Source organism: Neokomagataea anthophila (assembly GCF_018122595.1).
In the GTDB taxonomy this organism is placed as follows: Bacteria; Pseudomonadota; Alphaproteobacteria; order Acetobacterales; family Acetobacteraceae; genus Gluconobacter; species Gluconobacter anthophilus.
Map to the genome: position 1 here is coordinate 270,227 of NZ_JAGRQH010000002.1, position 26,349 is coordinate 296,575.

23 protein-coding genes and 1 other RNA gene are annotated in these 26,349 nt (G+C 53.2%); 12 read left to right on the forward strand and 12 right to left on the reverse strand.

What is annotated here, in order from left to right; genetic code table 11:
- Positions 1–14 precede the first annotated feature (14 nt).
- The 7 genes from recR to KB213_RS04160 all read right to left on the reverse strand — a co-directional run bounded on the left by recR (position 15) and on the right by KB213_RS04160 (position 7,158).
- Complete coding sequence (gene recR / locus KB213_RS04130; RefSeq protein ID WP_211680756.1) at positions 15–614, reverse strand: recombination mediator RecR; 600 nt, start codon at positions 612–614, stop codon at positions 15–17.
- Positions 615–649: 35 nt separating this feature from the next.
- Complete coding sequence (locus KB213_RS04135) at positions 650–973, reverse strand: YbaB/EbfC family nucleoid-associated protein (RefSeq protein ID WP_211680757.1); 324 nt, start codon at positions 971–973, stop codon at positions 650–652.
- A 20-nt stretch (positions 974–993) separates the two neighbouring features.
- Positions 994–3,096, reverse strand: a complete 2,103-nt coding sequence (locus KB213_RS04140) for a DNA polymerase III subunit gamma/tau (RefSeq protein ID WP_211680758.1) — start codon at positions 3,094–3,096, stop codon at positions 994–996.
- Between the two features lie 86 nt (positions 3,097–3,182).
- Positions 3,183–3,279, reverse strand: an RNA gene (gene ffs, locus KB213_RS04145) — signal recognition particle sRNA small type.
- 69 nt (positions 3,280–3,348) lie between these two features.
- Positions 3,349–5,199, reverse strand: a complete 1,851-nt coding sequence (ggt, locus tag KB213_RS04150) for a gamma-glutamyltransferase (protein WP_408903719.1) — start codon at positions 5,197–5,199, stop codon at positions 3,349–3,351.
- Complete coding sequence (map, locus tag KB213_RS04155; RefSeq protein ID WP_211680759.1) at positions 5,199–6,002, reverse strand: type I methionyl aminopeptidase; 804 nt, start codon at positions 6,000–6,002, stop codon at positions 5,199–5,201. The genes ggt and map overlap by 1 nt, the downstream gene beginning before the upstream one ends.
- A gap of 85 nt (positions 6,003–6,087) precedes the next feature.
- Positions 6,088–7,158 carry a D-alanyl-D-alanine carboxypeptidase family protein gene (locus tag KB213_RS04160; RefSeq protein ID WP_211680760.1) on the reverse strand — a complete coding sequence of 357 codons (1,071 nt, stop codon included), beginning with the start codon at positions 7,156–7,158 and terminating at the stop codon, positions 6,088–6,090.
- A 212-nt stretch (positions 7,159–7,370) separates the two neighbouring features.
- On the opposite strand from KB213_RS04160, the gene clpS reads away from it, so the two are divergent.
- Together clpS and clpA are read left to right on the forward strand one after the other, a co-directional pair.
- Positions 7,371–7,898 (forward strand): ATP-dependent Clp protease adapter ClpS, encoded by a 528-nt coding sequence (clpS, locus tag KB213_RS04165; RefSeq protein ID WP_249110209.1) that lies wholly within the window; start codon positions 7,371–7,373, stop codon positions 7,896–7,898.
- A 133-nt stretch (positions 7,899–8,031) separates the two neighbouring features.
- Positions 8,032–10,344, forward strand: coding sequence for an ATP-dependent Clp protease ATP-binding subunit ClpA (gene clpA / locus KB213_RS04170; protein ID WP_211680761.1), 2,313 nt, complete (start codon positions 8,032–8,034; stop codon positions 10,342–10,344).
- A 43-nt stretch (positions 10,345–10,387) separates the two neighbouring features.
- Here clpA and KB213_RS04175 read toward each other — a convergent pair whose 3' ends face one another.
- Positions 10,388–10,810: a hypothetical protein gene (locus KB213_RS04175; protein WP_249110210.1), complete on the reverse strand. Its 423-nt coding sequence runs from the start codon at positions 10,808–10,810 to the stop codon at positions 10,388–10,390.
- Between the two features lie 296 nt (positions 10,811–11,106).
- Here KB213_RS04175 and KB213_RS04180 point away from each other — a divergent pair, with 296 nt between their 5' ends.
- Together KB213_RS04180 and KB213_RS04185 are read left to right on the forward strand one after the other, a co-directional pair.
- Positions 11,107–12,249 (forward strand): P1 family peptidase, encoded by a 1,143-nt coding sequence (locus KB213_RS04180; RefSeq protein ID WP_249110211.1) that lies wholly within the window; start codon positions 11,107–11,109, stop codon positions 12,247–12,249.
- A 178-nt stretch (positions 12,250–12,427) separates the two neighbouring features.
- Positions 12,428–13,819 (forward strand): sodium:solute symporter family transporter, encoded by a 1,392-nt coding sequence (locus KB213_RS04185; protein WP_211680762.1) that lies wholly within the window; start codon positions 12,428–12,430, stop codon positions 13,817–13,819.
- Here the strand turns inward: KB213_RS04185 and KB213_RS04190 are convergent.
- On the reverse strand, positions 13,794–14,735 hold the full coding sequence (locus tag KB213_RS04190) for a metallophosphoesterase family protein (protein ID WP_211680763.1): 942 nt from the start codon (positions 14,733–14,735) through the stop codon (positions 13,794–13,796). The genes KB213_RS04185 and KB213_RS04190 overlap by 26 nt on opposite strands.
- Positions 14,736–14,937: 202 nt before the next feature.
- Between KB213_RS04190 and KB213_RS04195 the strand changes: the two genes are divergently transcribed.
- The gene (locus KB213_RS04195; protein ID WP_211680764.1) at positions 14,938–16,095 is read left to right on the forward strand and encodes a glycosyltransferase family 2 protein; all 1,158 of its coding nucleotides are present in this window, start codon (positions 14,938–14,940) and stop codon (positions 16,093–16,095) included.
- Positions 16,096–16,140: 45 nt separating this feature from the next.
- Here KB213_RS04195 and KB213_RS04200 read toward each other — a convergent pair whose 3' ends face one another.
- Both KB213_RS04200 and KB213_RS04205 read right to left on the reverse strand, forming a co-directional pair.
- Entirely contained in the window at positions 16,141–17,082 is a 942-nt protein-coding gene (locus tag KB213_RS04200) for a hypothetical protein (protein WP_211680765.1), read from the reverse strand.
- Positions 17,075–18,022 carry a diacylglycerol/lipid kinase family protein gene (locus KB213_RS04205; protein ID WP_211680766.1) on the reverse strand — a complete coding sequence of 316 codons (948 nt, stop codon included), beginning with the start codon at positions 18,020–18,022 and terminating at the stop codon, positions 17,075–17,077. The genes KB213_RS04200 and KB213_RS04205 overlap by 8 nt, the downstream gene beginning before the upstream one ends.
- 207 nt (positions 18,023–18,229) lie before the next feature.
- Here KB213_RS04205 and KB213_RS04210 point away from each other — a divergent pair, with 207 nt between their 5' ends.
- From KB213_RS04210 to KB213_RS04235, 6 genes are read left to right on the forward strand one after another with little or no spacing between them, the layout of a single operon-like run.
- Positions 18,230–19,177: a metallophosphoesterase family protein gene (locus KB213_RS04210; protein WP_211680767.1), complete on the forward strand. Its 948-nt coding sequence runs from the start codon at positions 18,230–18,232 to the stop codon at positions 19,175–19,177.
- Positions 19,174–20,322 (forward strand): LptF/LptG family permease, encoded by a 1,149-nt coding sequence (locus KB213_RS04215; protein WP_211680768.1) that lies wholly within the window; start codon positions 19,174–19,176, stop codon positions 20,320–20,322. The genes KB213_RS04210 and KB213_RS04215 overlap by 4 nt, the downstream gene beginning before the upstream one ends.
- A 48-nt stretch (positions 20,323–20,370) precedes the next feature.
- The gene (locus KB213_RS04220; protein ID WP_249110212.1) at positions 20,371–21,477 is read left to right on the forward strand and encodes an LptF/LptG family permease; all 1,107 of its coding nucleotides are present in this window, start codon (positions 20,371–20,373) and stop codon (positions 21,475–21,477) included.
- Positions 21,478–21,479: 2 nt separating this feature from the next.
- Positions 21,480–22,295, forward strand: a complete 816-nt coding sequence (locus KB213_RS04225) for a sterol desaturase family protein (protein ID WP_211680769.1) — start codon at positions 21,480–21,482, stop codon at positions 22,293–22,295.
- Positions 22,292–23,140 (forward strand): nucleotidyltransferase family protein, encoded by an 849-nt coding sequence (locus tag KB213_RS04230; protein ID WP_211680770.1) that lies wholly within the window; start codon positions 22,292–22,294, stop codon positions 23,138–23,140. Before KB213_RS04225 ends, KB213_RS04230 begins: the two co-directional genes overlap by 4 nt.
- Before the next feature lie 7 nt (positions 23,141–23,147).
- Complete coding sequence (locus KB213_RS04235; RefSeq protein ID WP_211680771.1) at positions 23,148–24,233, forward strand: glycosyltransferase; 1,086 nt, start codon at positions 23,148–23,150, stop codon at positions 24,231–24,233.
- 129 nt (positions 24,234–24,362) lie between these two features.
- On the opposite strand, the gene KB213_RS04240 is transcribed toward KB213_RS04235, so the two are convergent.
- Positions 24,363–25,253: a glucosamine inositolphosphorylceramide transferase family protein gene (locus KB213_RS04240; protein ID WP_211680772.1), complete on the reverse strand. Its 891-nt coding sequence runs from the start codon at positions 25,251–25,253 to the stop codon at positions 24,363–24,365.
- A gap of 266 nt (positions 25,254–25,519) precedes the next feature.
- Here KB213_RS04240 and KB213_RS04245 point away from each other — a divergent pair, with 266 nt between their 5' ends.
- A complete protein-coding gene (locus KB213_RS04245; protein WP_211680773.1) occupies positions 25,520–26,320 on the forward strand; it encodes an inositol monophosphatase family protein in 801 nt (266 codons plus the stop codon).
- Positions 26,321–26,349: the final 29 nt, after the last annotated feature.

A 26,349-nucleotide genomic window follows, 5' to 3' on the forward strand; every position in this document is an offset into this window, starting at 1 on the left:
CCCCGCCCCCAACATCACCCTAAAGACCTACGCGCCATAAGAGCAGCTGCTAATGTACCATCATCCAATCCATCCAGCGCACCGCCCATCGGGACACCATGCCCAACACGACTGACAGACACACCATAAACGGACAATTTTTCCTGTAACCAATGTGCAGTCGTCGCGCCTTCTACCGTAGCGCCAAGCGCCAAAATGACCTCTGATACACCACCCGCCTCTATACGGCGCATTAACGGCTGTACATTCAAATCATCCGGCCCGAACCCAGCCAAGGCAGACAGCGTCCCACCGAGAACCTGATAGAGACCACGATGCACCGTGGCGCGCTCCAACGCCCACAAATCCCCCACTGTCTCGACTACACACACCACGGACCCATCACGCAATGGGTCCGTGCATAAATGGCAAGGGTCAACCGTATCCAGATTTCCGCATTGCGTGCACGTCCGCACACTCTGCGCCGTGCGCTCAATCTGCCGCGCCAAAGGCAACATCCGTGCCTCTGGTTGCCGCAAAAGATTCAACACAGCACGACGCGCCGACCGCGGCCCAAGCCCCGGCAAACGCGCGAACATTGTGATCAATTGCTCGATTTCTGTCGTACCGTTCACAGTGCATTCACCGGATACAGACCCTCACACCCGCATTAGAACGGCAGGTTCAGACCGGGCGGCAGATCAATCCCACCCGTAACACCACGCATCACTTCAGAGCTTGCCGCCTCAGCCTTCGCCTTCGCATCCGTATAAGCCGCAACGATCAGGTCCTGAAGCGTTTCCATATCGCTTGGCTCAGCCAGTTTTGGATCAATACGCAAATTACGCATTTCACCCTTACCGGTTAGCTGCACCGTCACCAAACCAGCACCAGCACTGCCATCAACAACCAGATTCGCCAGTTCCTTCTGCGCGTCCTGCATCCGAGACTGCATTTGGCTTGCTTGCTTCATCAATCCAGCAAGATTCTTCATAGCGTTTGCTCCTGTGTTACTCAGTAGATATCATCTTCATCCAGAAGATCTGCATCCAGTGGCGCAAATTCCAGATCCGGTGGCTCATTATCCACCAAAGACGTCACCTCTTCTGGCGGCAATCCATAATCATCCAAACCATGATCCTGCACTTCCCCAATTTTAGCACCGGGGAAAGCCATCAAAATCGCTTGGACAAGCGGATGGGATTCAACCTCAGCTTGGTTCAGAGCTACAATCTCTGCGCCTTGCTCATCCAGAGTAGGCTCCCCTTCTTCCGTTGACGTAGACACACGCCACGTTTTCGGAAAAAGATGATCCAATAAAGCCTGTAAACTCCGCTCTACACGCGCCTTAGGGTCGTCAGAGCGTATCTCCACTACCGGTGGTGCAAAACGCACCACATGCACCGCATTACGCAACATGCCATGCAATAACGGCTCACGCCCACGCGCTAAAGCCACCATCTCACGCCACGTCCGCGGCGGTAAAGGCACTGCATCGTCAGAGGCAGCTCTCTCGTCGTGGGGGGCCTCATCCTGCTCAACCGGCGCAGCTTCACGCACCGGCATCTCAACCGCCACCGGGCGTTGTGCCGGTGTCAACTCTTGCACGCGCTGACCAGCATAATGCGGATCAATAACCTGCCCGCCATTTGCCACCAACTTCAACGGCGCGCCCGTTGAAGACGATGACTGTGCTCTTGGCCCCTGATCATACCCTTGCGAAGGAGCGTCCACGCGCTGAACAGGAGCTGAATGCCCACCGATCCCACCATGAGGGGCTGCGCTCCCAGCAGGACTACCTCCCCCGGCACGACCAGAGCCCCCCGCCTCAGGAGCAGCCTCCGTTAATTGCCGGATCAACCGATCAGGCGTTGGTAAAAGAGCCGCATGACACAAGCGAATAAGGATCATCTCAGCAGCTTGACGACGATCTGGCGCTTGCTCAACCTCTCCAACGCCCTTCAAGAGCATCTGCCACGTACGCCCCAAAACGGAGACGGATAAACGGTCCGCCAGTGCACCACCACGCACCCGCTCGGCTTCAGGCAACTCACGCGTTTCACGCAGGGCAGGTACGGCTTTCAAGCGTGACACTAAATGCACCAAATCCAGCACATCCGTCAGCAATACGCCTAAATCAGCTCCACGTGCATAAGCTTGATCCGTCAAAGCCAAGGCCTCCGCAACGCGGCCTGCCATCACAGCTTCGAGTAAATCAAACACCAATCCACGGTCTGCCAAGCCCAGCATGTCAGACACAGATTGCGAATCGGCCGCGCCCTGCGCAATCGCCTGATCCAGCAAAGACAAGCCATCACGCACAGAACCATCTGCCGCACGCGCAATTAACGCCAACGCATCCGCTGAAAGTTCTGCCCCCTCTTTACGGGCAATACGGTCAAAATGCTCCTGCAACTGCACTTGCGGCACACGCCGCAAATCAAACCGCTGACAGCGCGATAGCACCGTCACCGGCACTTTCCGTAGCTCCGTCGTAGCAAAAATGAACGTTACTTGCGCAGGCGGTTCTTCCAACGTTTTCAGCAGCGCATTGAAAGCATTACGGGACAACATATGCACTTCATCAATGATGAAGACTTTCATACGTGCTTGCATCGGACGAAAACGTGTCGCTTCAATAATCTCACGCACGTCATCTACGCCCGTACGTGACGCCGCATCCATCTCCAACACGTCAGGGTGACGATCTGCCAAAATCGCCGTACAATTTGGGCACACACCGCACGGATCCGCCGTCGGCCCGCCTTTTCCATCAACCCCAACACAATTCAGCGCACGCGCGATAATCCGCGCCGTCGTCGTTTTACCAACGCCACGCACACCCGTCAGCATAAAGGCATGGGCAACGCGCTGAAGCGAGAATGCACGCCGCAAAATACGCACCAGCGTATCCTGCCCAATCAAATCTTCAAATGAACGAGGCCGATATTTCCGAGCCAGTACCCGGTACACATCATCTTTTGGGGGAAGTACTTTTTCAGGTTCCGCCAAATCATTAGACTCTAAAGACGGCGCAGGACTTTGTACGGGTGCATCGCCAAAGAACCCACCACCACTCTCTGGCGGTAACGGAATATCGTTTTCAATCTCTGTCATGAACAACCGTAGCGGTCATCGCACACGCCACCCCTGAAAGCCCGAAACAGCTCTGTATTTTGCAATAACATCATTTTTGGGGAGGGGTGGAAGGCCGAACATCTGACCCGTCTGAAATTCACTACGGCTGCTTCCTTCCGGACCTGACCGAGTTCGCGACACATCCGTCCAGCGCCGACCTTCCGCCGCCCGTGTAACACATGAAGTAGGGGGTCTGGCAACCCCCTATTCCACATCATTTTTACAGAATGCTTATTGCCCTGCAGCTTCACCACCACCGTGACGCGGATCAGCCGCACCATAGAGCAGTCCCGTTACCGGCGCACTCAATGTTGGATGCCCAGCCAGAATACCTTCTGCAACACCCCAAACACGATGCGGCGACAAAACATAACCTTCCGCCTGCAGGGTTTTCTGCACATCTGCACTCAACGCACCATTTTCGATTTCAATGGCGCTCGGCTCCCACTGCTCATGAATACGCGGCAGATCAATCGCATCACGAATATTCAGCCCATAATCCACAACGCCCAAAATCGCGGAAAGCGTAATCGTCGGGATGCGTGAACCACCCGGGCTCCCAATCACCATGACAACCTTGCCGTCCTTTGACAAAATTGTTGGGGACATTGACGAAAGCGGTGTTTTACCCGGCGCAATCGCATTCGCTTTAGAACCGACAATGCCAAACATATTGGGGGCACCCGGCTTTGATGAGAAATCATCCATCTCATCATTCATCCAAATACCCGTATGGCCCCCCATCACACCTGCGCCGAACCAACCATTCAGCGTATAGGTTGCCGAAATGGCCGTTCCCTCACGATCCATCACAGAGAACTGCGTTGTTTCATGCTTTTCATGCTCTGGTGCGGGTACAGGCTGCGGAGCCACTGGCTTCGCTTCGCTCGAGCGCAGATCTTCAGATGGTACAGCGTGATCTGTCGGTGTTGCCGCACGAATAGCCGCCGCATAAGCCGGATCCGTCAAATGCGCGATTGGGTTTTGTACAAATGCTGGATCACCAAGATCCCGACGGTCCGAATAGGCATGGCGCATGGCTTCAACTTCGCGCTGCACCGCAGGAGCCGTATGTAGGCCCAACTGCGTCATGTCATAACCCGACAAAATATTCAGGATTTCACACAGCGCGACACCGCCACCGCTCGGCGGTGGAGACGTTTCCACCAAATACCCACGATAGGTACAACGTACAGGCTCCAACGTCCGCGTATGATACGCTGCAAAGTCAGCCTTCGTTAGTAAGCCACCACCTTCTTGGCTGGCACGCACCAGTTCATCCGCAATCGGCCCATGGTAAAAAGCATCTGGCCCCTTTTGCGCAATAAGGCTCAAACTTTTGGCCAAATCACGCTGCACCAGCCGATCCCCGGGCTGCAACGCTGTTCCGTCCGGGCGCAAAAAGATTTTTTGCGCATAAATATCTTTTTGAAAATAGCGCGTGGACGTCGCCAGCAGATTACTATCTGCTTCGTTCAGAACAAAGCCATTACGCGCCAACGCAATAGCCGGTGCCATCACCTTAGCACGGCTCAATTTGCCCCATTTACGATGAATTTCATCTAAGCCAGCCGCCGTTCCCGGCACAGCAACAGCTTTCCAGCCTTCGGTAGACAAACCAGGAATCACATTACCTGACGCGTCCAGATACATATCTTCCCGGGCTTGGCCTGGTGCATGCTCACGGAAATCAATAAAAACCGTTTTGCCATGTGCTGGGTGGATGGTCATAAACCCACCACCACCGATATTCCCGGCAGCTGGATAAACAACAGCCAGCGCATACCCAACAGCCACCGCCGCATCAACAGCATTGCCACCCTGAGCCAGCACCTTAGCGCCCGCTTCTGATGCCAAGTGCTGCGCGGACACCACCATGCCATGCTTTGCTGCAACGAGCTTCGCCGCTTCTTTTTGGTCCGGACCAAACGCCAAGGGGTCCGCCGGCATAGCAGCCACAGACGCCGCCCCTGCTGCCCAAACCGACGAAAATGGCGCGACAGCACATGCCACGGCTAACGCTGAAGAGAACAGAGCCTTACGGCGGCTCTCCAAACCCTTTGAACGCAATGAAAGAGCCATCATGCTTTTTCTCCATAAGGCGGGCAAGTATAACCACGAGGGGACAACGTAAAGATCTCACAACCATCTTCCGTCACGCCCAGCATATGCTCAAACTGCGCAGACAAAGAACGATCACGTGTAACTGCCGTCCAACCATCATCAAGGATCTTCACATCCGGGCGGCCCAGATTCAGCATTGGCTCAATGGTAAAGACCATTCCGGCCACCAACTCGCGGCCTTGGCCCGGCTTACCATAATGCAAAATATTCGGCTCTGAATGGAATTCACGCCCAATGCCATGCCCGCAGAAATCACGCACAACGGATAAGCGGTTCCGTTCTGCAAAACTCTGAATTGCATGGCCAATGTCACCCAATGTATTGCCCGGGCGCACCGCCTTAATACCCAACATCAAAGACTGATACGTTAGCTCTACCAGCTTCTCTGCCTTCTTTGGGGCCTTACCGACGATATACATACGGGAACTGTCACCATACCAACCATCGAGAATGGAGGTGACATCAATGTTCAAAATATCTCCTTCGGCCAGCACCTTGCCACCCGGAATACCATGACACACGACATGATTAATGGAGATACAGCAGGACTTTGGGAAACCACGGTAGTTCAAAGGCGCCGGCGTTGCCCCATGTGCCAAGGTGAACTCATGCACCAACGTGTTCAACTCTTCAGTCGTCACACCAGGGCGCACATGATCCCCGATCATATCCAAGGTTTCAGCAACGAGACGCCCTGCCGCACGCAGACCAACAAAATCATCTGCGTTATAAATTGTAATCCCACCGGCCATCGCGCTCATCACCTTATTCTTACACTACGTGCCGATAAGATGCGTCGATCCGATTGGAACCGCAAGTTCTAGCGTTGCAATCAGTTGATAAACATTATCCGCGCACATGCCGCTTGGCGTGATGTGCTGCCCCTTGAGCATGCAAACTCACCATCCGCACGCTCCCAGTATGGCGTACACCTCGCGCACCATGCTTCCGCGCTGAAACTTCTGCCACCTCGACAGGACGGTGCGTCGCAGCAAGCTGCCGCCCACGCACACGCCCCCTGCGCCCAGCAAACACCAAGACAGGACGCGACGCAGCCGGATGCATCAAAGGCTCTGGCGCCAAACCTTTATCGGCAAAGCCACGATCCAATAAAGCCGCCATCGCCAGAGAACGGCTTGTATTACTTGGCGCCCCCATGACCACGCCAATCAAACGTGTGTTCCCACGCATCGCAGAGGTCACCAAATTATGACCCGCCAAATCCGTATAACCCGTCTTCAACCCATCCGCGCCAGAATAAATCTTCAACATTGGATCATGGTTCGGGATTAAACGGCGATGGAAATAAAACTGCGGCACATCAAAATAATGGTAATAGCCCGGAAAATCATTAATCAAACGGCGCGCTAAAATGCCGAGATCATGCGCCGTCGTCACTTGATCGGGATCTGGCAAACCAGAAGCATTCCGGAATGTCGTATTATTCATACCCAACGCACGCGCTTGTTGCGTCATAAGTTGTGCAAACCGTACCTCATCACCACCACCGAGAAATTCGCCCAACGCACAAGCAGCATCATTGGCCGATTTCGTGACCAGCGCCAAAACCCCTTGCTCAACAGTCAAGCGCGTACCCGGCACCAAACCCAGTTTAGACGGCTTTTGAATCGAGCAATGAATCGACACAGGTACTTGCTCGTCAAAAGTAATTTGATGCGCTTGAGAGGCACGAAAAGTCAGATACAGCGTCATTAACTTCGTCAAAGATGCCGGATAACGCTGCAAATCTGCATCGCTTTGTGACAGAACATCACCCGTCTGCGCATCGAGAACATAACTCGAAATATGCCCCGGATATTGTGCCCATGCACGCCCTGAAGGCGCCAACACGGCGCACACGCACCCAAGCACAAGAAAAGCAGAAAAAAATGCAGATAAACCGGACGAGAAGCGCATTACCTGGCAGCCTTTAAGCGTAACCGTAACCACGGAGCCTTAATACATAGACGCACGAAACCACGCCCCCGACATCCGCCGGATAACGCGACCGACACATAAAGCGCTTCAAAACAGCACCTTATAACCACACGACTATCTACGCGTGGCCCCACTCATACGTCCATGACCTTTTCTGAATTTATTTAATATTTTCTGAAGGTGGCGAAAACATGGTGAAAGCAACACCTTACCTCTTTCCACCTTGCCATATAAAATCATGCAAATCCCCCCTTCTCATGGCTATAGAAGCACTCCATATTCTCAACGTCATGGTTCTATCGACATTGCGCCCCACACCTGTTCTGCCTGAGACCCTCCCCCTGAATGACAGCGCAGCGCGCGTCTCAGCGATGGGCACTTCAGACCCTCTCACTCCTCCCCTTGGAGAAGATGGCGAACCCGAGTTCGAAATTGATGTCGTCGTGCGTCCGCGCACCCGCACGCGCAAGCCCTCCATGTTTACTGTCCTCATGCTGAATGATGACTACACACCCATGGAGTTCGTTGTGCACGTACTCGAACGTTTTTTTGGAAAATCGCGCGATGAAGCAACCGATATCATGCTCGAAGTACACCAACACGGCGTCGGCGTCTGTGGTGTCTTTACTTATGAAGTAGCCGAGAGCAAGGTTGCTCATGTCATGGATCTGGCACGCAAAAACCAGCACCCACTACAATGCACACTTGAAAAAGAATAACGCCGGTTCCACCCTCTAACACTCCACTCCATACCCGGAACCGGAAGACCTACCACGCCTGCGTTTGTGACTCGTTTCTACAGCCACATCGCGCCAAGATGCCTCTCTCGTTGAGAGGCCGAGAGGAGCGCCCATGCTGTCCCGTATGCTCGAACAGACACTTCACCGCGCCCTCACATTCGCCGGGGACCGAAAACACGAATACGCTACGCTTGAGCATTTATTGCTTGGCCTAACAGAAGACCCAGATGCCCTCAGCGTTTTTCACGCATGCGGCGTTGATCTGGAGCGACTCCGTTCAGAACTCACCGAATTCCTAGACAAAGACCTCTCAGGCCTATCCTCAGAGCGTAGTGTTGACCCTAAACCGACCGCCGCTTTCCAGCGTGTCATACAACGTGCCGCCATTCACGTGCAGAGCACAGGCCGCGATGATGTCACTGGCGCAAATGTCCTCGTCGCGCTCTTTGCAGAGCGTGAAAGTCATGCCGTCTACTTCCTGCAATTACAGGATATGACCCGCCTAGACGCCGTGAACTTCATTTCACACGGTATCGCCAAAGCCCCAGATCGCGGGGCCCGCAAAACCTCCACCACCAGTCAAAAAAACACCGATAGCGAACCTGAAGAACGCAAAACGAAGACCAAAGATGGTGCCCTCGCAACCTATTGCGTTGACCTCAATGCGCGCGCTGAAGCAGGAAAAATTGACCCCCTGATCGGGCGCGACCAAGAGATCGAACGCACCATCCAAATTCTCTGCCGCCGCACCAAAAATAACCCCCTGTTCGTTGGTGATCCCGGCGTCGGCAAAACCGCCATTGCCGAAGGCCTCGCACGGCGCATCATCGAAAAAGATGTCCCAGAAGTCCTACAGGATGCCACAATTTACGCCCTCGATATGGGCGCCCTATTGGCTGGCACACGCTATCGTGGGGATTTTGAAGAACGCCTAAAAGCCGTTGTCACAGAATTAGACGAAACTCCAAATGCTGTCCTGTTCATTGATGAAATCCATACCGTTATCGGTGCTGGTTCAACATCCGGCGGCGCAATGGATGCATCAAACCTGCTCAAGCCAGCTCTTGCCGCAGGCACGCTGCGTTGCATCGGTTCTACAACCTACAAAGAATTCAGACAGCACTTTGAAAAAGACCGTGCTTTGGTCCGGCGTTTCCAAAAAATTGATGTACCAGAACCGAGCATAGAAGATGCCATCAAAATTTTGCGCGGCCTGAAAAGCAGCTACGAAAAATTCCATAACGTCCGCTATACAGATGAAGCCTTGCGCGGCGCGGTCGAACTCGCGGCAAAATACGTGCATGACCGCAAGCTGCCCGACAAAGCCATTGACGTTATTGATGAAGTCGGGGCTGCTCGTATGCTCATCCCTGAAAGCAAGCGTAAAAAAACCGTAACCATCAAAGACGTGGAAGATGCCATCGCAAAAATTGCGCGCATTCCACCCAAAAGCGTCTCCGCCGATGACCGGGAAACACTGCGCACTCTTGAGCGTGATTTGCGCAACATGGTCTTTGGCCAAGACAACGCAATTGAAACGCTGTCATCAGCCATCAAACTCTCCCGAGCCGGCCTCAGAGAGCCTGAGAAGCCCATTGGCAATTATCTCTTCTCTGGCCCAACAGGCGTCGGCAAGACAGAAATTGCTCGCCAATTAGCGACCTCACTGGGTGTCGAGTTAATTCGCTTTGATATGTCTGAATACATGGAGCGACACTCCATATCACGCCTACTGGGTGCCCCTCCGGGCTATGTTGGCTTTGATCAAGGTGGCCTCTTAACGGACGCCATTGACCAACACCCACACGCCGTTCTTCTGCTTGATGAAATTGAAAAAGCACACCCCGAGCTTTTCAATATCTTACTACAAGTCATGGATAATGGCCGCTTAACAGACCATAATGGCAAAACAGTTGATTTCCGTAACGTCATTCTGATCATGACAACCAATGCTGGCGCCTCCGATTTGTCCAAAGAAGCTGTTGGCTTTGGACGAACCATTCGTTCTGGCGAAGATGAAGAAGCCATCAAGCGCCTCTTCACACCAGAATTCCGCAACCGACTGGATGCCATTATTCCCTTCGCCAACCTTACGCCAGAAACCGTGGGGCGCGTGGTGGAGAAATTCATTCTCCAGTTGGAAGCTCAACTGGCAGACCGCAACGTCACCATTGAGATTTCATCCGCTGCGAAAGAATGGTTGGCCGAACGCGGATATGACCGCTTGTATGGTGCGCGCCCCCTCGGCCGCGTCATTCAGGAAAATATCAAAAAGCCACTCGCCGAAGAACTGCTCTTTGGCCGCCTAGCACAAGGCGGAACGGTTTCTATCGGCCTCAAAAATAAAGCTCTCACCTTCGACATTACCGAAGCTGAAAACCATAACAGCAAATCCGACGCTCAAAAAAATGAGGCCACGAACTAACCCTACGCCCCGGGAGACAACATGCTCCCGGGGCCTTTCCATATCACTCGTAATGCTGGCCGTTCACGACCACGAAACCACCCCATGCCCATGAACGCCCAGTACCGTGATGCGTCCAATCAATTCCTTGGCTACGCAGGTTATCAAAGTAATAACGCCCCTGCACTTCAACCTGATCTTGCTTATGTACCCAAGGCCACGCCGGAGCATTCATGCGATCCAGATCAGATACGATACGGATCGATACCCCAGCCCCCACATTCACATAAAAAAAACCATGCCAACCACTACGCGTCTGTTTCGCACGCGGCGCCACAGCAACTACTTGCCCACAAATATGCTCTGGCAAATCTGCACCCGTCGCACCATTTTGCAAGAAATTCTGCTGATCACGCAGAAATTGCGCATTATCACAGGCACTAGGCATCGTTTCTGAAGCCGCATGCGCTGCTCCCACGCTGAACATCAACGCAACACCCCCAATAAGAGAGTACCTAAAATACTTCTTTCCCGAAGACATCATCATACCTCATACAAAAACAACAAACGGAACCAGATTATAACTTACAATATTTAAAATTATTCAAGAACAAATACCATTTTTATCAAAAACAAAAAATGACACAATTATACTCTATACAGACACACCAGATAATATTTTACTCTGACAACGTTTGAGGATAAAACTGAACCACACCCTAAGTGTCTCAGAAGTCTCTGCCTGAATCGCGCACTTCACCTCTTCAAAAACGAAAAATGAACATGAGCCGCACATCTTCAACTCCCTCCATAAAAGCAACACGACGCGCAATACTGGGCGCAAGCGCCGCTTTTATGATGCGGCCTCCCAATATTTTCGCAACGCCGACAGTCCCGCATGGCACCGTCGGCCCACGCAACCTCATTACAGACGTCCCAGGCCTTAAAGTGGGCTACGCTGATGCACCTTCAAATTGTACCGGCGTCAATGTGATTCTGCCCGACGCACCCGCCGTCGCCGCAGTCGATGTGCGTGGCGGCGGCCCAGCCACCCGTGAGACAGACACACTCACCCTCGGGAATTTGGTCCACACAGTGGACGCTATCGTTCTTTCCGGTGGGTCTGTTTACGGCCTCGCATCAGGAGATGGCGCCGCAGCATGGCTCGGCGCACGTGGTCGCGGCTTTTCATTCCACCCTAGTGCGACCGTACCACCTGCGCCGATCGTACCAACAGCCGCCCTCTATGACCTTGCCACCGGCGGCGATAAAAACTGGGGAGAAAACCCTCCATATCATACACTCGGCATCGCCGCTGCGTCCCGCGCATCTGATAGCTTCCCACTCGGCACACATGGCGCAGGATATGGCGCAACAGCAGGCGCATTAAAAGGCGGCCTTGGATCAGCCTCCTACATTACCCATGACGGAATCACCGTTGGTGCTATTGTGGCCTGCAATTCATTAGGGTCCGTTATTGCTCCCGGCGGACGGCGCTTTTGGGCCGGAGAGTTCGAGATTGGAGACGAATTTGGCGGCCTAGGCGCACCGAAATCAAGAGTTACCCCCGAAGATTGGGGCCTCGCCAAACTCAACCCACAGCCACGCGCCAACACCACCCTCGCCTGCATCGCAACCGATGTCACACTCACGAATGATGAACTCAAGCGCGTCGCCATAATCGCGCAAGACGGCATGGCCCGTGCCATTCGACCTGTTCACGCCCCTTTTGATGGTGACGTCGTGTTCGCCCTTTCCACTGCACGACAAGCCGCACCTTCAGACCCAACATCATTAGAGCGCAGTATTCTTGTCACTCGCATAGGCTCCCTTGCCGCAGATGTTCTCGCACGCGCTATCGCACGTGGCGTTTATCTCGCGACATGCCCTCCCGGCATGACCACACAACCATGGTCCAATCTGTGAACTCTCGCCAGAACTATATTGCTCTCGTAGCCCTGCCCTTACTCTGGCTCAGCGTACTCATCATCTTGCACGCTGAGCCATATACGCTACTGGGTATTCCCCTACACATCATTTGGCTCTTCAGCGGCATTTTTATTATTCCCAGCACTTTACTATTTGCCAACCGTGCACCCCGATCATGATCTTCAGCTTTTGCTTAGTCCTCTTATGCGCTCTTGCGCTCATCCCACTCTCACAGAGCCATAACAACACCACAGATCCGCGCTCCTTCTTCGCAGCGCAAGGGCAGTTAGGTACAGCCCTCTTTCTCGTTCTTTCGGTCGGTGAGACCTACACCATTGGCTCTGTCATGGGACTGCCGGGAGGCATTGTCGCGCATGGCACGGACACCGCCGTGTGGCTCACAGGCTATATCCTCCTCGCCTTTCCTGTTGGTTTTATCCTGTACCCCAAATTACATGCACTCGGACAGCAATACAGCGCAATCACCCTGCCAGACCTTTTCCGTGCTCATTTTAAGAGCCCCGCACTCGAAAAAGCCGTTGCATTACTCCTGACCGTACTGATCCTCCCCCTAGGCACTACACAATTTTTAGGCCTGATCAGTGCCTTAAAACTTTTAGCTCCCACACTCCCAAACGCTCTCATAGGGTTACTCTGTGCCGGAATTGCATTTCTCTTCGTCGCGATTTCTGGATTACGCGGAGCCGCTCTCATTTCTTGCCTCAAAGACGCACTCATTATTCTTATTGTCTGTACTGTTTCTGGAGCAGCATTTTACCACTGGGCAGACCACCCAACCCTTTCACTAAAAACGGCCCTAGACCACATTGCCACAACATCTCATGCAAGCCATCCAAACACATTCATTCTCAGCACCATACTGATCCAAGCTGTCGCTTTTTGCATTGTACCCCACGCTGCATCAGCAGCCTTCTCAGCACGCAGCGCTGAAGCTATCCGGCGCGCACAATGCTGGATGCCTCTTTACCTTTTACTCTTCCCACTTTTATTTGCCATTGGCAGCTTCGGACTAACGCATAACCTCGGCGATTATAAGTCCGATAATATTCTCTTAGTGATTACACAACACTTCCTACCACCTTGGGCCATCGGCATCATTATGGCAGGCATCGCACTCACAGGCTTAGTGTGGCTCGGAGCTGTTTGCCTCTCCATCGCCGCAATTATAGCGCGCAATGTCGTGCCACACCTTTCCAATACCAACCAAAAGCACGTTGGCCGCGGCGTGATCGCGCTCTATCTCATCGTTTCCCTAGCAAGCGCCTCCCTACCAGGATTACGCATGACAAGCCTCAACGTCTTTTTCTACATGGGGCTCGCCCAGCTTATTCCCGGCATTTTCAGCATTGTCTTTAACTGGCCATTTACAAGCAGAATCATTGCCACCGCGCTCTTCAGTGGCCTTTTCGTTTCCATCAGCACTTACGAATATGCCGGAAGTGTATACGGTTTTCACCCAGCCACTCCCGGCCTCATCGTAAACGGACTAATTCTTATCAGTTCATACGTATGGCAATACTTTAAAAAGCCGTCTGCTGCGGGCTAACAGTCTGAAAACCATAGGTCTTATATTCAGTACGCACAGAGCCTTGATCAACATGCACAACCATATAGCCTTCAGGTGTGCCCAAATGCTCACCGTGCCACCAGTTGCCGCAAATAGCCCCCCCCGTAATATAAGGCACACCATTCAACTCCACATGTTCCAAAACATGCGTATGCCCTTGTAAGACTGCTAAAACATTATGACCGTGCAAAAGCGCTAAAACATCACGTGTATTTACCGTACATAATGCTGATGGACGCAGCTTTGTATGATCCAGATCCGTATAAGTTCCGAAAGCTGTTACCATCGGAATATGCGTTACAACGATAATAGGCGCCCCTGCGGGCAACGCATCCAACGTTACCTTGAGCCACGCCAATTGAACAGCATCATAACGCCCTTCATATTTCCGATCATCTGTAATACCAATGGAATCTAAAACAATAAAATTCACACCTTTATGTACGAACGTATAATATGTCTGACCATAGATACGTCGGAAGTAATTTTTACCAAACTCTGGGTCCGATAAAGACGCACCGCTCTGTTCATAAACCCCAAAGCAATCATGATTACCAATCGTATGGTAAATTTTCTTCCCAATGACCTGCTCGGTCATTTCATATAAATCAATCAGTTTATTGGCACGTTCTTTTGAAACCCCAAGAGCATCAAAAACATGATCGCCCCCCTGCACTACGAAATCTGCACGTTCTTTATTAATCGCGCGGAACGCCATCTGACAGCCCTTGGTCGCATCAAGCTCAGGCTGTAAATGTGTGTCCGTCATAAATACAAACGAAAAGGCTTCATGGACTGCCGTTGAACGCGCCTGCATATCCTGGCCACGCACAAGAGAAACTCCAGCCAGAGCACCAGCTCCACCCAAAATATGACGCCGCGACAAAATAGACATAGATCTTCTGCCCCACCAAATCTTTACCGTGATATTTCATCAATTCACACAAATGAACATCCAACACTACACAACATATAAAGTGTAAATTATATTACAATTTCACGAAAACATTATTATTGACAATAATTTTTGGGACCTTTAATATAAATATATTATAGCACATTACATCAATTAACCCACTAGAGATATAGTAAGATTCATGAAATATGATAATATAAAATTGGGCATCGGAGTTATCACATATAATAGAAAATCTATAGTAACAAATACTATACAACACATAAAGAAATATACTGAAACACCTTTTTCTCTCATTATTGCAGATGACGGATCCTCTGATGGTACAATTGATATACTGCACACAATGGGCATACAAACCATCAACGGAAGCAATAGAGGAATAGCCTGGAATAAAAATAGGGTTATTTTTTACCTAAAAGAAATAATAAAATGTGATGTTATTATCATATTGGAAGATGATTGCTTCCCCACATCACTTGGCTGGGAACGCGCATGGATCGATGCCGCTCAGCGCTGGGGGCACATTAATTTATTTCCTAACCATTGGGATAAGTCACATATTATTTCAGGTTCTGGCTCCCCCGCAGATCCTTATATCTTCCAGCATCTGACCGGGCAATGCGAAGCCTTTACACAGCGCGCCTTAAACTATGTCGGATATTTAGATACACGCTTTCGCAGTTACGGCTTCGAGCATGTAGAGCACACCCATCGCTTTATACGTGCCGGTTTTGGGGGCACCCAATCCCCTGACGGCACTTTTTATTCTTATCTGATAAAAAGTGATCTTGAAGTTACCTGCCTCGACAAAGCACCAGACTGGAGCGGCATCACGCACAACAGCAGCATTTTCCTTAACTTAAAAAATGAACCTATCTACCGCCCCTGCTGGCGCAATGACGCAGAACTCGCCATTTTCCGGAGCGAAATCGCAACATACCTTCCCGAAGAAGGCACTGCACAATGGCCACTTTCAAATTTCGAAGAATATATACTTGTATGGCACAATGACACAGCCACAATAACTGCACAGGCCACACCAAACATCAATACTCCGGTCATTAATGCCTTTATTCAAGGGCGCTCAGCCCGACTGGGATTTTACGACAATAACGATAATTCTCTAACATGGATAGAAATTGATACCAACAACGCAATAAAAACCACAAAACACGCCGCAGAAGCGACCATATTTGAAGCTATATACACATACAATGATAAATTAAATTTTATGCATAACAATCTTTTCTTATGCTGTGACTTAAATAAAAATAGACATGTTGAATGTTCGCGACAAATACCAAGTGACTGGGAAACATTTACAACAAAATTTTAAAATTTATAAAAACCCTCACAGTAAAATATTACCAACCTCGTAAGATCACGAAGGTAGTGAACGCGCCCGGCGATAGCGCCACAACAACGCAGGCAAGCACAGTAAAGGGTGCCGCTGCTCAAACGGCGATAGCGCCAGATCAATGCCCGTATGACGCTGTATTTTCCACGCCAAATACGCCGCACCATCCTTGAACGTGAACGCAGCCTTTACTAGGCGCAGCACATTCAAAATTTTCCCAAAACGGCGCGCGCTTGCCCATTGTGTCAAAGCACGCTGACACTGCCGTTCCGAAAACAACACGGCGTAATTTGACTCTTTATAAGTAAAACTTAAACCCGCCCGCTGCCACGCCAAGGGCAAAAGCTGAGCAAAGCGCTCTTCCGCCCCCTCAATCAAACGCTTGGAGCGCGCTGACGATTCAACACGCAACTCAGACCCATATGTCCGTGCGAAAAGTCCGTCCCAATACGCTATGGCAGGCTGTCTTTGTCCGGGCGCAGCCAAAGACCCCGCCCAAAATGCTGCCGTCGTCACGCAACGTGCAATCAGGTTAAGTACATAATCTGCTGCATCAACATCGCGCACCCATACCAATCGCACAGGCTGACAAAACCGAGCCCATAACGTCGTATCCGTTGAACGCGGCCCCGTCCGGGCCATAAATTGCTTACGCGACAAAACGGCAATTTTCGCGCGATACACTTGCCCTTCATAACGGTGCTCAGAATAAAATACATTCGGCGGCAAAAGACAGTTCGCCACGCGTATAGCGACACCACCAGGCACATCACGCCCTGTCTCGGTCACGACGTAAAAGTCTAAAATACCATCAGGATCGGCCTTACGGAGCATTGAGCCGTAAAACAAAACCCCTAAAGGCGGAGCAGGCATTTCCCGCGCCACAGACGCAGCAAAAGACCGCACTGCAGCAGAAACCGGCGCCGTCAGTTCTGGCACCAGTGCTTTTTCAAGAGCATCAAGCATGAAGGAACCGGAAAGCTGGGCCACTTTGCAGTTGCAACATCCGTGATGCGGTGGGGCTAAACACTTCACCATCCAACACAAAATCACTCGTTGTTTCGAGCATCATGTGATCCGTTCGGCCACTATCATAATCCGGGTGACGCCGCAGCCAGCGGGGAGCACGCCCCGTCAACAAAGCCGCCGCCGCGCGTGCCAATGACCCCGGCTTGGCACTAACATCTAAGTAACGCACGCCACGCGCATCAGGCTCAGCATCCCAAAATGGCCAAATTCCGCGGGATAGCTGCGAAAGACCGGTGACGAGGAACATAAAGCTTTCCCCACCATAAGCCCGGCCATTCGTCGTGATCTGTAGTGGATCCCCAGCCAACCACCGCTCACGGCTTCGACGGAACACCAAACTCCCCACGGCCCCTAAGACCGTCACACCGACAGCCAAATCATGAGGTGCAAACCGAACGATTTGAGGAGCATGCGCAATACGCACCGCACGCGCATACCCGGCACAGCCACCAAAAAGACCCAGTACCGGCAAACGATCACTCTCCGGCCATGTCAGACGTATCGGCGTGCGTACACTTGAACGCATGGCCCCTTCCCGCAAACGCCGCAAGGCCTGAAAACCGCGTAGACCAAACCCAACATCATTCGCAATAAGGTTCGTATTACCAGACGCAAACACCGCGATATCCGGTAAATCATTTTCCGGATAAACACGCGCAATCGCCGTCAGTGCCGTACTAACCGTTCCATCACCACCATCGATCGCAATCGTCCGCACCCCACGATCCCGCAAAAGACGCAAACGATCTGTCGTGCCTTCACGGCTATCCGACGGAACAAAATTTTCCCCTAAAAGGGATTCGGCAGCAGCAGCGAAGCCTGTTCCGCTATGATTATTGCGGCGACTACGAGCATTATGAATCAGGGCAAAGCGCACAGAGCGAGACGATCTTCTGTCTAAAACAAAGGGGTCCGCCCACGGAAAATCTGGACTAAGCGACGATTTTAATGAACGCTTCAGCCCATCACTCAACAAGGCGGAATGGGGTTTCCAATGCCGAGGGTCTAGCACAGCACAGCCTGTAGGACTACACGCTGAGTTACAAACTATAAACCTAACCCCCTACTGACCGAACGCTCCCCTATGCCTCACCCGGATACATCAACCACTTCCCGCACTGCGCCACCCCACGCTCCCAACGTAAAGCAGCGTTCCGTCACACTCGCCCATATTTCAGACCCTCACCTCCCACCGCCACCCGTGCCATGGCACATAGCGCTCAATAAACGCGCCCTTAGCCTTCTCTCTTGGTACAAACACCGCCAGCACGTACATCAAGCCCCACTCTGTGACGCAATCGTGCAAGACATTGCGCACCACGCCATAGACGCCATTTTAGTCAGTGGTGATCTGACAAATTTTGGTACCCCCGCAGAATTTTCACATGCCTCCGAATGGCTCGAAAACCTTCCGGCACCAGCATTCGTCATCCCCGGCAATCATGACGCCATGATCGCACAGCCAGCCGCCGTCGGGCGAGATCAATGGAAGCATTGGTCCAGCGAGCAATACCCCTATGTGCGGCAATACGGCGATGTCGCCATTATTGGCGTCGATAGTGGCGTACCCACCCCACCCTTCATGGCATGCGGCCGCGTTGGCACCCTGCAACGCCAGCGCCTAGCCGCTCTCTTGAAACGTACCCGTGACGCCGGTTTATGCCGTGTTGTGATGATCCATCATCCGCCTCGTAAAGGGCTCGTCCCTTGGCGCAAAGCTTTGCATGACATGAAACCGGTCATTGATATTTTACGCCAAGAGGGCGCAGAAATCGTCCTGCACGGCCATTCACATAATGCCACACTAACCTGCATTCCCGGCTCCACCATTCCACTTCTTGGAGTTGCCTCTGCCTCCTTGCATGACCCACGCCCACACCGCCAAGCCTGCTGGAACCAACTCACCATCACACCTAAGACACACCCAACACATAAAAGCTGGACCATCGCCCTCCAAAGGCACTGGCCCTCTTTTAAAGGCCCCCATACCGGCGTGACCGAACACGCTTCATGGGAAAGAGGGCACGCATGAACCCCAAACTCCGTACGCTCGACCGCTACTTGCTACGCCAAATGGTGCCACCCTTCCTCGTGGCCCTCGGCGCTATGCTCGTTGCCCTCTTGCTAGAGCGCCTACTGACATTATTTGACTATCTCGCCTCCGCAGGAAGCTCTCTATCAACCTGTATCGCGCTGTTAACTGACCTTTTGCCGCATTATTTCGGCATCGCTCTGCCCGCATCTCTTTGCATCGCTGTCTTCCTGACCATTCGGGGCATGAGCGATAATAATGAGATTGATGCTATCCGGGCCGCGCGGATCTCCCTCATACGCGTCAGTCGCCCCTTCATGCTCATTGGATGCGGCCTCGGTTTCGCCAGTATTCTGCTCTACGGCTATATTCAACCCGTCGCACGCTATGATTACCGGGCCGGTTTTTACGTAGCAGAACATACAGGCTGGGCACCCCACCTACAGGCTGGCATGTTCGCCTCGACCTCCAACAAAGCCATGATGACGGCGGATAAAGTCCGCCATGGCGGCTCCACACTTGGCCATATCTTCATCCGTGAAGTCACCGATCACGGCACCGTCCATATCATCACGGCAGAACACGGTCTTTTAACCGTCTCACAAGCACATCACCGTACAGAGCTTGACCTATGGAACGGTCAAATCGTGGATGAGCCCCCAGAAACTGCGCCCGATACGGCTCCTCACGTCACCCATTTTGGCCACGCACTGCGCATTATCGAACGCCAAGAGCACGACACAACCTTCCGCTCACGCGGTGCCGATGAACGTGAACTCACCCTCTTTGAACTCGCCAAAGACCTCCGCTACGGCGTCCATGGTATTGAATACCGTACATTGCGGGCAGAATTCGACTTCCGCATGGCTCGCGCTCTCGCCATTCCATTTATCCCCCCACTCGCCGTCGCCCTCGCCATCAGCGGAAAACGCCGCCGGTCCATCTGGGGACTGTTAGCCGTCTCTGGCATTTTGGTTGGGTTCGACCAAATCCTTATGTTTGGACATTCCCTCGCATCTTTAGGCAAACTCCCCATCTGGCTTGCTATATGGACACCGGAAGCACTCTTCTGCGGTGCCTGCCTTGCCACACTCCTGCGGCGCTCACGCGGATCATGGCGCCGCCGCCTCCTGCACAAAGCATAACGCCCCCGCCATGAGACACCCTACCATGATGACCGAGACCTACTCCACATGAGCCGCATGACAACCACCCACCGCACAACACGCACTGTTTTGCTTCGGCACCTCAACCGCGCGCTGCTCGGGCGTGTCATGCTCTGCGGCGCGGTCTTAGTCTCACTGCTGGAACTTTTAGCGCTGCTGGAAAAAACAACCCCCATTCTCAACCGGCATTTAGGCCTGAAAGGCATTGTGACTTTCGCCCTCCTGCACCTACCCGCCTTAAGTACAGAAATTCTTCCTCTCGCCTTTCTCATCGGCGCTCTTTTCTTTTTGACCCAAACAGCCCTTTCCAGCGAAATGGCAGCCCTACGCGCAGCAGGTCTCTCTACCGTGGGCCTCTATCGCCTACTTCTACCCACAGTGTTCATCGTCGGGTTCGGCGGCATGATTACACAATATTGGGTCGTCCCCGCCAGTGAAGGTGCCCTCACCCTATGGTGGAACAAAACCACACCAACCCAAAGCCATGATGAGAACGCGCACCCCTTATGGTTCCGCATGGGCGGAACACTCATCCGCATCGGTGACATCTCAGAGAGCGGCCACACACTCAGTAACGTCACCCTGTATAACCGTGATGCACATGGGCAACTCACCAGCACCCAACACGCAACGACTCTGCATTACCTCAATAACCACTGGGAGGAAGAAGGGAACCGCTCCCTCATCCTCAACGCCGATCACTCTGCCGCCCAGCGCAGCAATGGCGGCACACTCTCTCTACCCATCGCACCAAACGTCATTATCCGCCTCACACAAGATCAACCATTCCTGACACCTGGGCAGATTCTTGCGATTTTGCATAATGGTGCTCCCGCCAGTTTACCGCGTCCTACTTACCGCATGGCACTTTTCTCACCGCTGATTTTACCAATAGACATGGCAACAATGCTTCTATTAGCGCTGCCAGTGATCTATATCCCTCCCAGAACCGGGCTCAGAACCCCTCTTCCAGTTTACGTACTGGCAGCAGGTCTAGCCCTCGTAATTCTGCAGGGCCTGATTAACGCCCTGGGTAATGCCGGAACACTCCCGGCTGCACTGGCCGTTATGTCAGGACCACTACCAGGCATTTTATTGGGTATCACCTGGGTACTGCGGATGGAGGAAAAGTAAGTATGTCCACCCCTCGTTCAGGCTTACGCTTCTGGCGTAACACTGCTTCTTTACGCACAGGTCGTAGCTTTGACTTGGGCAAAATGACCTTGCCTCAACTCTGGATGGCTTACCTCACCTATCCCAGCATCCTGCTCTATTTCGCACTCATCATCATCTCCGCAGTGCTCACCATCCATTTCTGGACCGGAGCACTACAGACGCTCATCCCCATTCCGGCCGTCATCGCGATCTACCCAACAGCGTGGTACCTCATTCACCGCTTCATCCTGCACGGCAAATGGCTCTATCGGAATCGCTGGACCTCCTCCGTGTGGAAGCGCATCCACTTTGACCACCACCAAGACCCGCACCTGCTGGATGTCTTGTTCGGATCACCACTCAATACCGTCCCCACCATGGCCATCATCACCATGCCCGTTGGCGCGGCCATTGGCGGCCTCGGAGGATTGTTTTCGGCCTTTACAACCTCACTGGTCATGACCTGCATTTACGAGTTCTTCCACTGCATCCAGCACTTGGCCTATAAGCCCCGCTGGAAATGGGTCGCGCATATCAAGCAACTCCACGTCCTGCACCACTTCCACCACGAAGACGGTAATTACGGCATCACCAACTATCTGCCCGACCGTATTTTCGGCAGCTTTTACCGTGATGCCCGTGAACGCCCGCGTTCTCAGCATGTGTTCAATCTTGGTTATACGATTGACGAAGCCTCACGCTATCCATGGGTCATGAAGCTGACTGGGTCTCCGCCTAAGGACCGCCCCGACGGCGCCCGTGCTGCTAAGAAAAACAACCCCGAAGCCGCCATATGAGCACGATTTCCGCTCTTGCAGAACCCCGAGGCAATATAACACTACTCACCCCGCCGCAGGTTCTTGTTCTTGCCGGCTCCCGCGATGGTGCCCAAGACCCCCTCGCCCGCCTCGGCAATGTCTCACATAAAGCCCTCCTCCCCGTTGGAGGGCGGCCCATGCTGTGCCGCGTGCTGGATGCCCTCACCCAAACATCCTTCCCTTGCCTCGGCCCTATCACCGTCAGCATTGAACAGCCGGGCCTCATCACCCCCTTACTCGAACATTACGCCGACCACATAGAAAGCATTACAACGCACCAAGCACGCACATCCCTGAGCGAAAGCGTGGCCGATGCCCTCAAGACCATCGGTACCCCCTGCCTCGTCACGACCGCAGATCACGCCCTACTCCAACCCGACTGGATCTTGGAGTTTCTGACTCAAACACAAAACGCTGACGTTGCCGTTGGCATCGCACTGCGCCACACCATTGAGCGCGACGTTCCCGGCACAAAACGCACTTATATCCGCCTCTCGGACATCACTTTTTCCGGATGTAACCTCTTCTGGCTCGGCTCACCCAAAGCCCATGACGTCATCACACTTTGGAAGCGCCTCCAGCAAGACCGTAAAAAACCTTTGCGTATGGCCCGCACCCTCGGACTAGGCATCCTCCTGCGCGCACTCTTCCGCAGACTAGACTCCACAACCCTCTGCAAACGCATTGAAGCTTTAACTGGCGCTCGCATATGTTTCATACCCTTGTCAGATGGCCATGCTGCTGTGGACGTTGATAAACCCGCAGACCTTACCTTGGTCGAGCAAATCCTCGCCACGCACCCAACACATTCTCCAGCGCCGTGATACCCCTATGAAAATTGCTTACGTCATCAATTCGCTCGAATGCGGCGGCGCACAAAGCCCCATCCCAGACATTGTCCACCTCATACAAGAGCATGGTGCCAGCGTCATGGTTTTCGGGCTTGAACGCCGTGACGGTTTAGCAATTCCACTACTCCAGCGCGCAGGTATTCCCGTCCGCGTTCGGTCTGGCAAAAAAAATGATCACTTAGCCGCATATTTCTGGCTCAAACGTGAACTTAAAGCATACCAACCAGACCTAGTCTGGACCTCTCTGACCCGCGCCACGCTGCTCGGCCAGCTTATCGCTAAATCTCTGAACGTCCCGACCGTTCACTGGCAACACTCCGCTCGCCTCAAAACCATCAACGCATGGCTCCTACGCGCCCTCTGCCGCGATACCCTCCTATGGGTTGCCGACTCTGAAACCGTCGCACGCTTCGCAAAGCGCCGCTTACGCCTTCACGATAACCTCATGTGCTGGCCCATCTTCCGCGCACCACCTAACGCGCCAACAGCACGTCTTTGGCAAGAGGGCGAAATCATTCAAATTGGCTCTCTTGGACGTCTGCACAGCGTCAAAGGGTATGACATGCTGTGTGATGCACTCGCGCTCTTACAACCCATGAAAGACCTTCCCGCCTTTCACATGACCTTCGCCGGAGATGGCCCCGAACGAGCCGCACTGGAAGAACGTGCCGCACGCTACAACCTACCCGTCTCGTTCTACGGGCACTGCGAGGCACCGTTAGATTTTCTCTCCACGCTGCACCTGTATCTCCAAACCTCCCATTGGGAAGGGTTATGCGTGGCAGCCCATGAAGCCATGGCCTGTGCCCTCCCCATCATCACCACACCCGCTGGTGAAATCCCGCGTAGCGTCGAAGACGGCGTGTCTGGCCTCATCATTCCCTTCAACGATGCGGGCGCCCTCGCCGCGGCTTTAGCCACCCTACTCCGCACCCCGGAGCGCCTCGGCACAATGGGCACACGGTCGCGCTCCCGCGTGATGAAACGCTTCGGCCCAGCTGCTTTCGCTGAACATGGGCGGGCTATTCTCACAGCAATCCCGGGCCTCAACACGCCGGGAGTTTAGCACTAGCGCACGCATGCCAATGAACGTGCGTAATAGCTCTCACGGCCCCTCCAGTATGTACGAACCTTCAAGCGCAACATCTTTGACGCGCCATGAACCAATCGGCGGATTAAGCCCGACAATAAACGCTTAACGCCCGAACACCTTACGGCGTAGATTCATCACATCCCGCTTCGGTCCTAACCCCACCCGCTTCACATCGAGCAACGTTACATCCCCAACAGCCGACAGCGTATGCATACCATCCGGATAATGCGCCTTCAGCGCCCGCGGAATCCCTACATGTTGTTGCGGGACAACCCGCACTGTTTCATCCTCAAAACCTACAATCTTCAACAAACGAATGCCCCGACCATACGTCCCACGGCAGTCCTGCACCGGTAAAATAACGCCATCAGCCACCACAACAGGTGTCCCCCCCGGCCTCGCCCCCGCACGATCCTGATGGATAATCCCCCTATACTGCCACGGCCCCACAAGGCTATCCGCCGTAGAAAGTGCCAAGACACTCTGCCGCTCATCTTTTGTACCGGGAGGGTTCCAAAATAACCACCAACGCCCCTCATGGAAAAGAGGCGTCGCATCCACTGCGGCCTGTGGGAAATCAAACTCAGGTACAACCTCCCAGCCAAGCGGAAATTGCGTCGCACGGTACAACGTTAACCGCCCAGATCCACTTGCTTCCGGAAGCATATACATCACCCCATCATGCTCAAAAACATACGGGTAAGACAAATGCCACGGTGTCTCTAACGCCCGAAAACGCTCCTGCAACGTAAAGCTCTGGTCATACACCAGCACATCAATCACGCCCTTGGCGTCACGATAATCAAAGGCTTCAACGAACACATAGAGCGTATCATCACGCCAAAACCCGAACGGATCTGCAAGGAAACGATGATCCCCATCCGACGGCAATAACGTCACCGGCACGTCGTCCCAATGCTCTCGCGTTAAAAGCACATTCAACGGTGCATGCAAAATGGCGCTCCGCCAGTGATCCGTGCGGAAAAAAGGCATAAAATCTCACTCTTAAGGGGCAGACGTGCCAAACACTTCAAGGCATGATGCGTTCATGACGCTTCTCTGCGCCGATACAACAGGCCCGCACGAACAGCAAATCATGATCACACGCTATGCCGTATCTCGGCATAAGGTTTATGCTGTGCCTAACCATAGACGCACCATATTTTTGATCCACAAAGCCTCAATACAGCCGCAAAAACGTTTATGCGCTGAGATACATCCTCCACGCATCAAACCTCCCTTGCCCAAAGGAGCATGCCATGACTGACCCCGTCCAACATGACCCCATCGCTCTTCGCCTTGAAGCTGCTCGTTCCATCGTGCGAGATGCTGCAACCTTAGCACTCTCCATGCGCCCCGCTCCCGGCGGCCCAAGCGGCACCATGAAAGGCCGCCAAGACTACCTCACCGAAGCCGATGGCGCGGTAGAAGCGCTGGTCAGCCAACGCATCCAAGCCCTCTTCCCTGAAGACGGCTTCCAAGGTGAAGAAGGCGGCGTCACCCGCCAAGGGAAGTATCGCTGGGTTGTAGACCCCATTGATGGCACGTCCAATTTTGCCCGTGGCCGTGACCGCTGGTGCGTCTCATTAGGGCTGTTAGAGGGCGACACACCCGTTGCTGGCATCATCGATGCACCAGCCTTGGGAGAAATCTTCACCGCACAGCGTGGCCGTGGCGCTTTCCTCAATGGTAAACCTATCAAAGCCGCACCGACACAAGACCCGGCCGAAGCCATGATCGAAATGGGTTGGTCTTGCCGTGTGCCACAACCCGTTTTTGAAGAAAAAATCAGCGCCATCGTCGGCCTCGGTGCCATGCCGCGCTCCGGCGGCTCCGGTGCACTCGCCCTCGCAGATGTCGCATGTGGACGCAGTGACGGTTACCTTGAAATTGTCATTCGCCTCTGGGATGTCGCCGCAGCACTTGTCTTGCTGGAAGAAGCTGGCGCCCGCGTCTCTCCCTTCTTGCAAACAGGCGGCCTTACCGGTGGTGCCACTATCCTTGCCACAGCACCGGGCATCGCCGAGACCGTTTCCAAAGCCGTAAACGTTCCACTGTAGTGCCTATTATGCGGCCATATTTGGCCGCA

Excerpts from the sequence above, each read along its gene's own strand:
- KB213_RS04185 (WP_211680762.1), top strand. The coding sequence starts at position 12,428 with ATGATCTTCAGCTTTTGCTTAGTCCTCTTATGCGCTCTTGCGCTCATC.
- KB213_RS04195 (WP_211680764.1), top strand. The coding sequence starts at position 14,938 with ATGAAATATGATAATATAAAATTGGGCATCGGAGTTATCACATATAAT.
- KB213_RS04210 (WP_211680767.1), top strand. The coding sequence starts at position 18,230 with ATGCCTCACCCGGATACATCAACCACTTCCCGCACTGCGCCACCCCAC.
- KB213_RS04175 (WP_249110210.1), bottom strand. The coding sequence starts at position 10,810 with ATGTTCAGCGTGGGAGCAGCGCATGCGGCTTCAGAAACGATGCCTAGT.
- KB213_RS04140 (WP_211680758.1), bottom strand. The coding sequence starts at position 3,096 with ATGACAGAGATTGAAAACGATATTCCGTTACCGCCAGAGAGTGGTGGT.
- map (WP_211680759.1), bottom strand. The coding sequence starts at position 6,002 with ATGAGCGCGATGGCCGGTGGGATTACAATTTATAACGCAGATGATTTT.
- KB213_RS04180 (WP_249110211.1), top strand. The coding sequence starts at position 11,107 with ATGAGCCGCACATCTTCAACTCCCTCCATAAAAGCAACACGACGCGCA.
- KB213_RS04200 (WP_211680765.1), bottom strand. The coding sequence starts at position 17,082 with ATGCTTGATGCTCTTGAAAAAGCACTGGTGCCAGAACTGACGGCGCCG.
- KB213_RS04190 (WP_211680763.1), bottom strand. The coding sequence starts at position 14,735 with ATGTCTATTTTGTCGCGGCGTCATATTTTGGGTGGAGCTGGTGCTCTG.
- KB213_RS04220 (WP_249110212.1), top strand. The coding sequence starts at position 20,371 with ATGAGCCGCATGACAACCACCCACCGCACAACACGCACTGTTTTGCTT.
- KB213_RS04230 (WP_211680770.1), top strand. The coding sequence starts at position 22,292 with ATGAGCACGATTTCCGCTCTTGCAGAACCCCGAGGCAATATAACACTA.
- KB213_RS04235 (WP_211680771.1), top strand. The coding sequence starts at position 23,148 with ATGAAAATTGCTTACGTCATCAATTCGCTCGAATGCGGCGGCGCACAA.
- clpS (WP_249110209.1), top strand. The coding sequence starts at position 7,371 with ATGGTGAAAGCAACACCTTACCTCTTTCCACCTTGCCATATAAAATCA.
- KB213_RS04245 (WP_211680773.1), top strand. The coding sequence starts at position 25,520 with ATGACTGACCCCGTCCAACATGACCCCATCGCTCTTCGCCTTGAAGCT.
- KB213_RS04215 (WP_211680768.1), top strand. The coding sequence starts at position 19,174 with ATGAACCCCAAACTCCGTACGCTCGACCGCTACTTGCTACGCCAAATG.
- KB213_RS04135 (WP_211680757.1), bottom strand. The coding sequence starts at position 973 with ATGAAGAATCTTGCTGGATTGATGAAGCAAGCAAGCCAAATGCAGTCT.
- KB213_RS04240 (WP_211680772.1), bottom strand. The coding sequence starts at position 25,253 with ATGCCTTTTTTCCGCACGGATCACTGGCGGAGCGCCATTTTGCATGCA.
- clpA (WP_211680761.1), top strand. The coding sequence starts at position 8,032 with ATGCTGTCCCGTATGCTCGAACAGACACTTCACCGCGCCCTCACATTC.
- KB213_RS04225 (WP_211680769.1), top strand. The coding sequence starts at position 21,480 with ATGTCCACCCCTCGTTCAGGCTTACGCTTCTGGCGTAACACTGCTTCT.
- KB213_RS04160 (WP_211680760.1), bottom strand. The coding sequence starts at position 7,158 with ATGCGCTTCTCGTCCGGTTTATCTGCATTTTTTTCTGCTTTTCTTGTG.
- ggt (WP_408903719.1), bottom strand. The coding sequence starts at position 5,199 with ATGGCTCTTTCATTGCGTTCAAAGGGTTTGGAGAGCCGCCGTAAGGCT.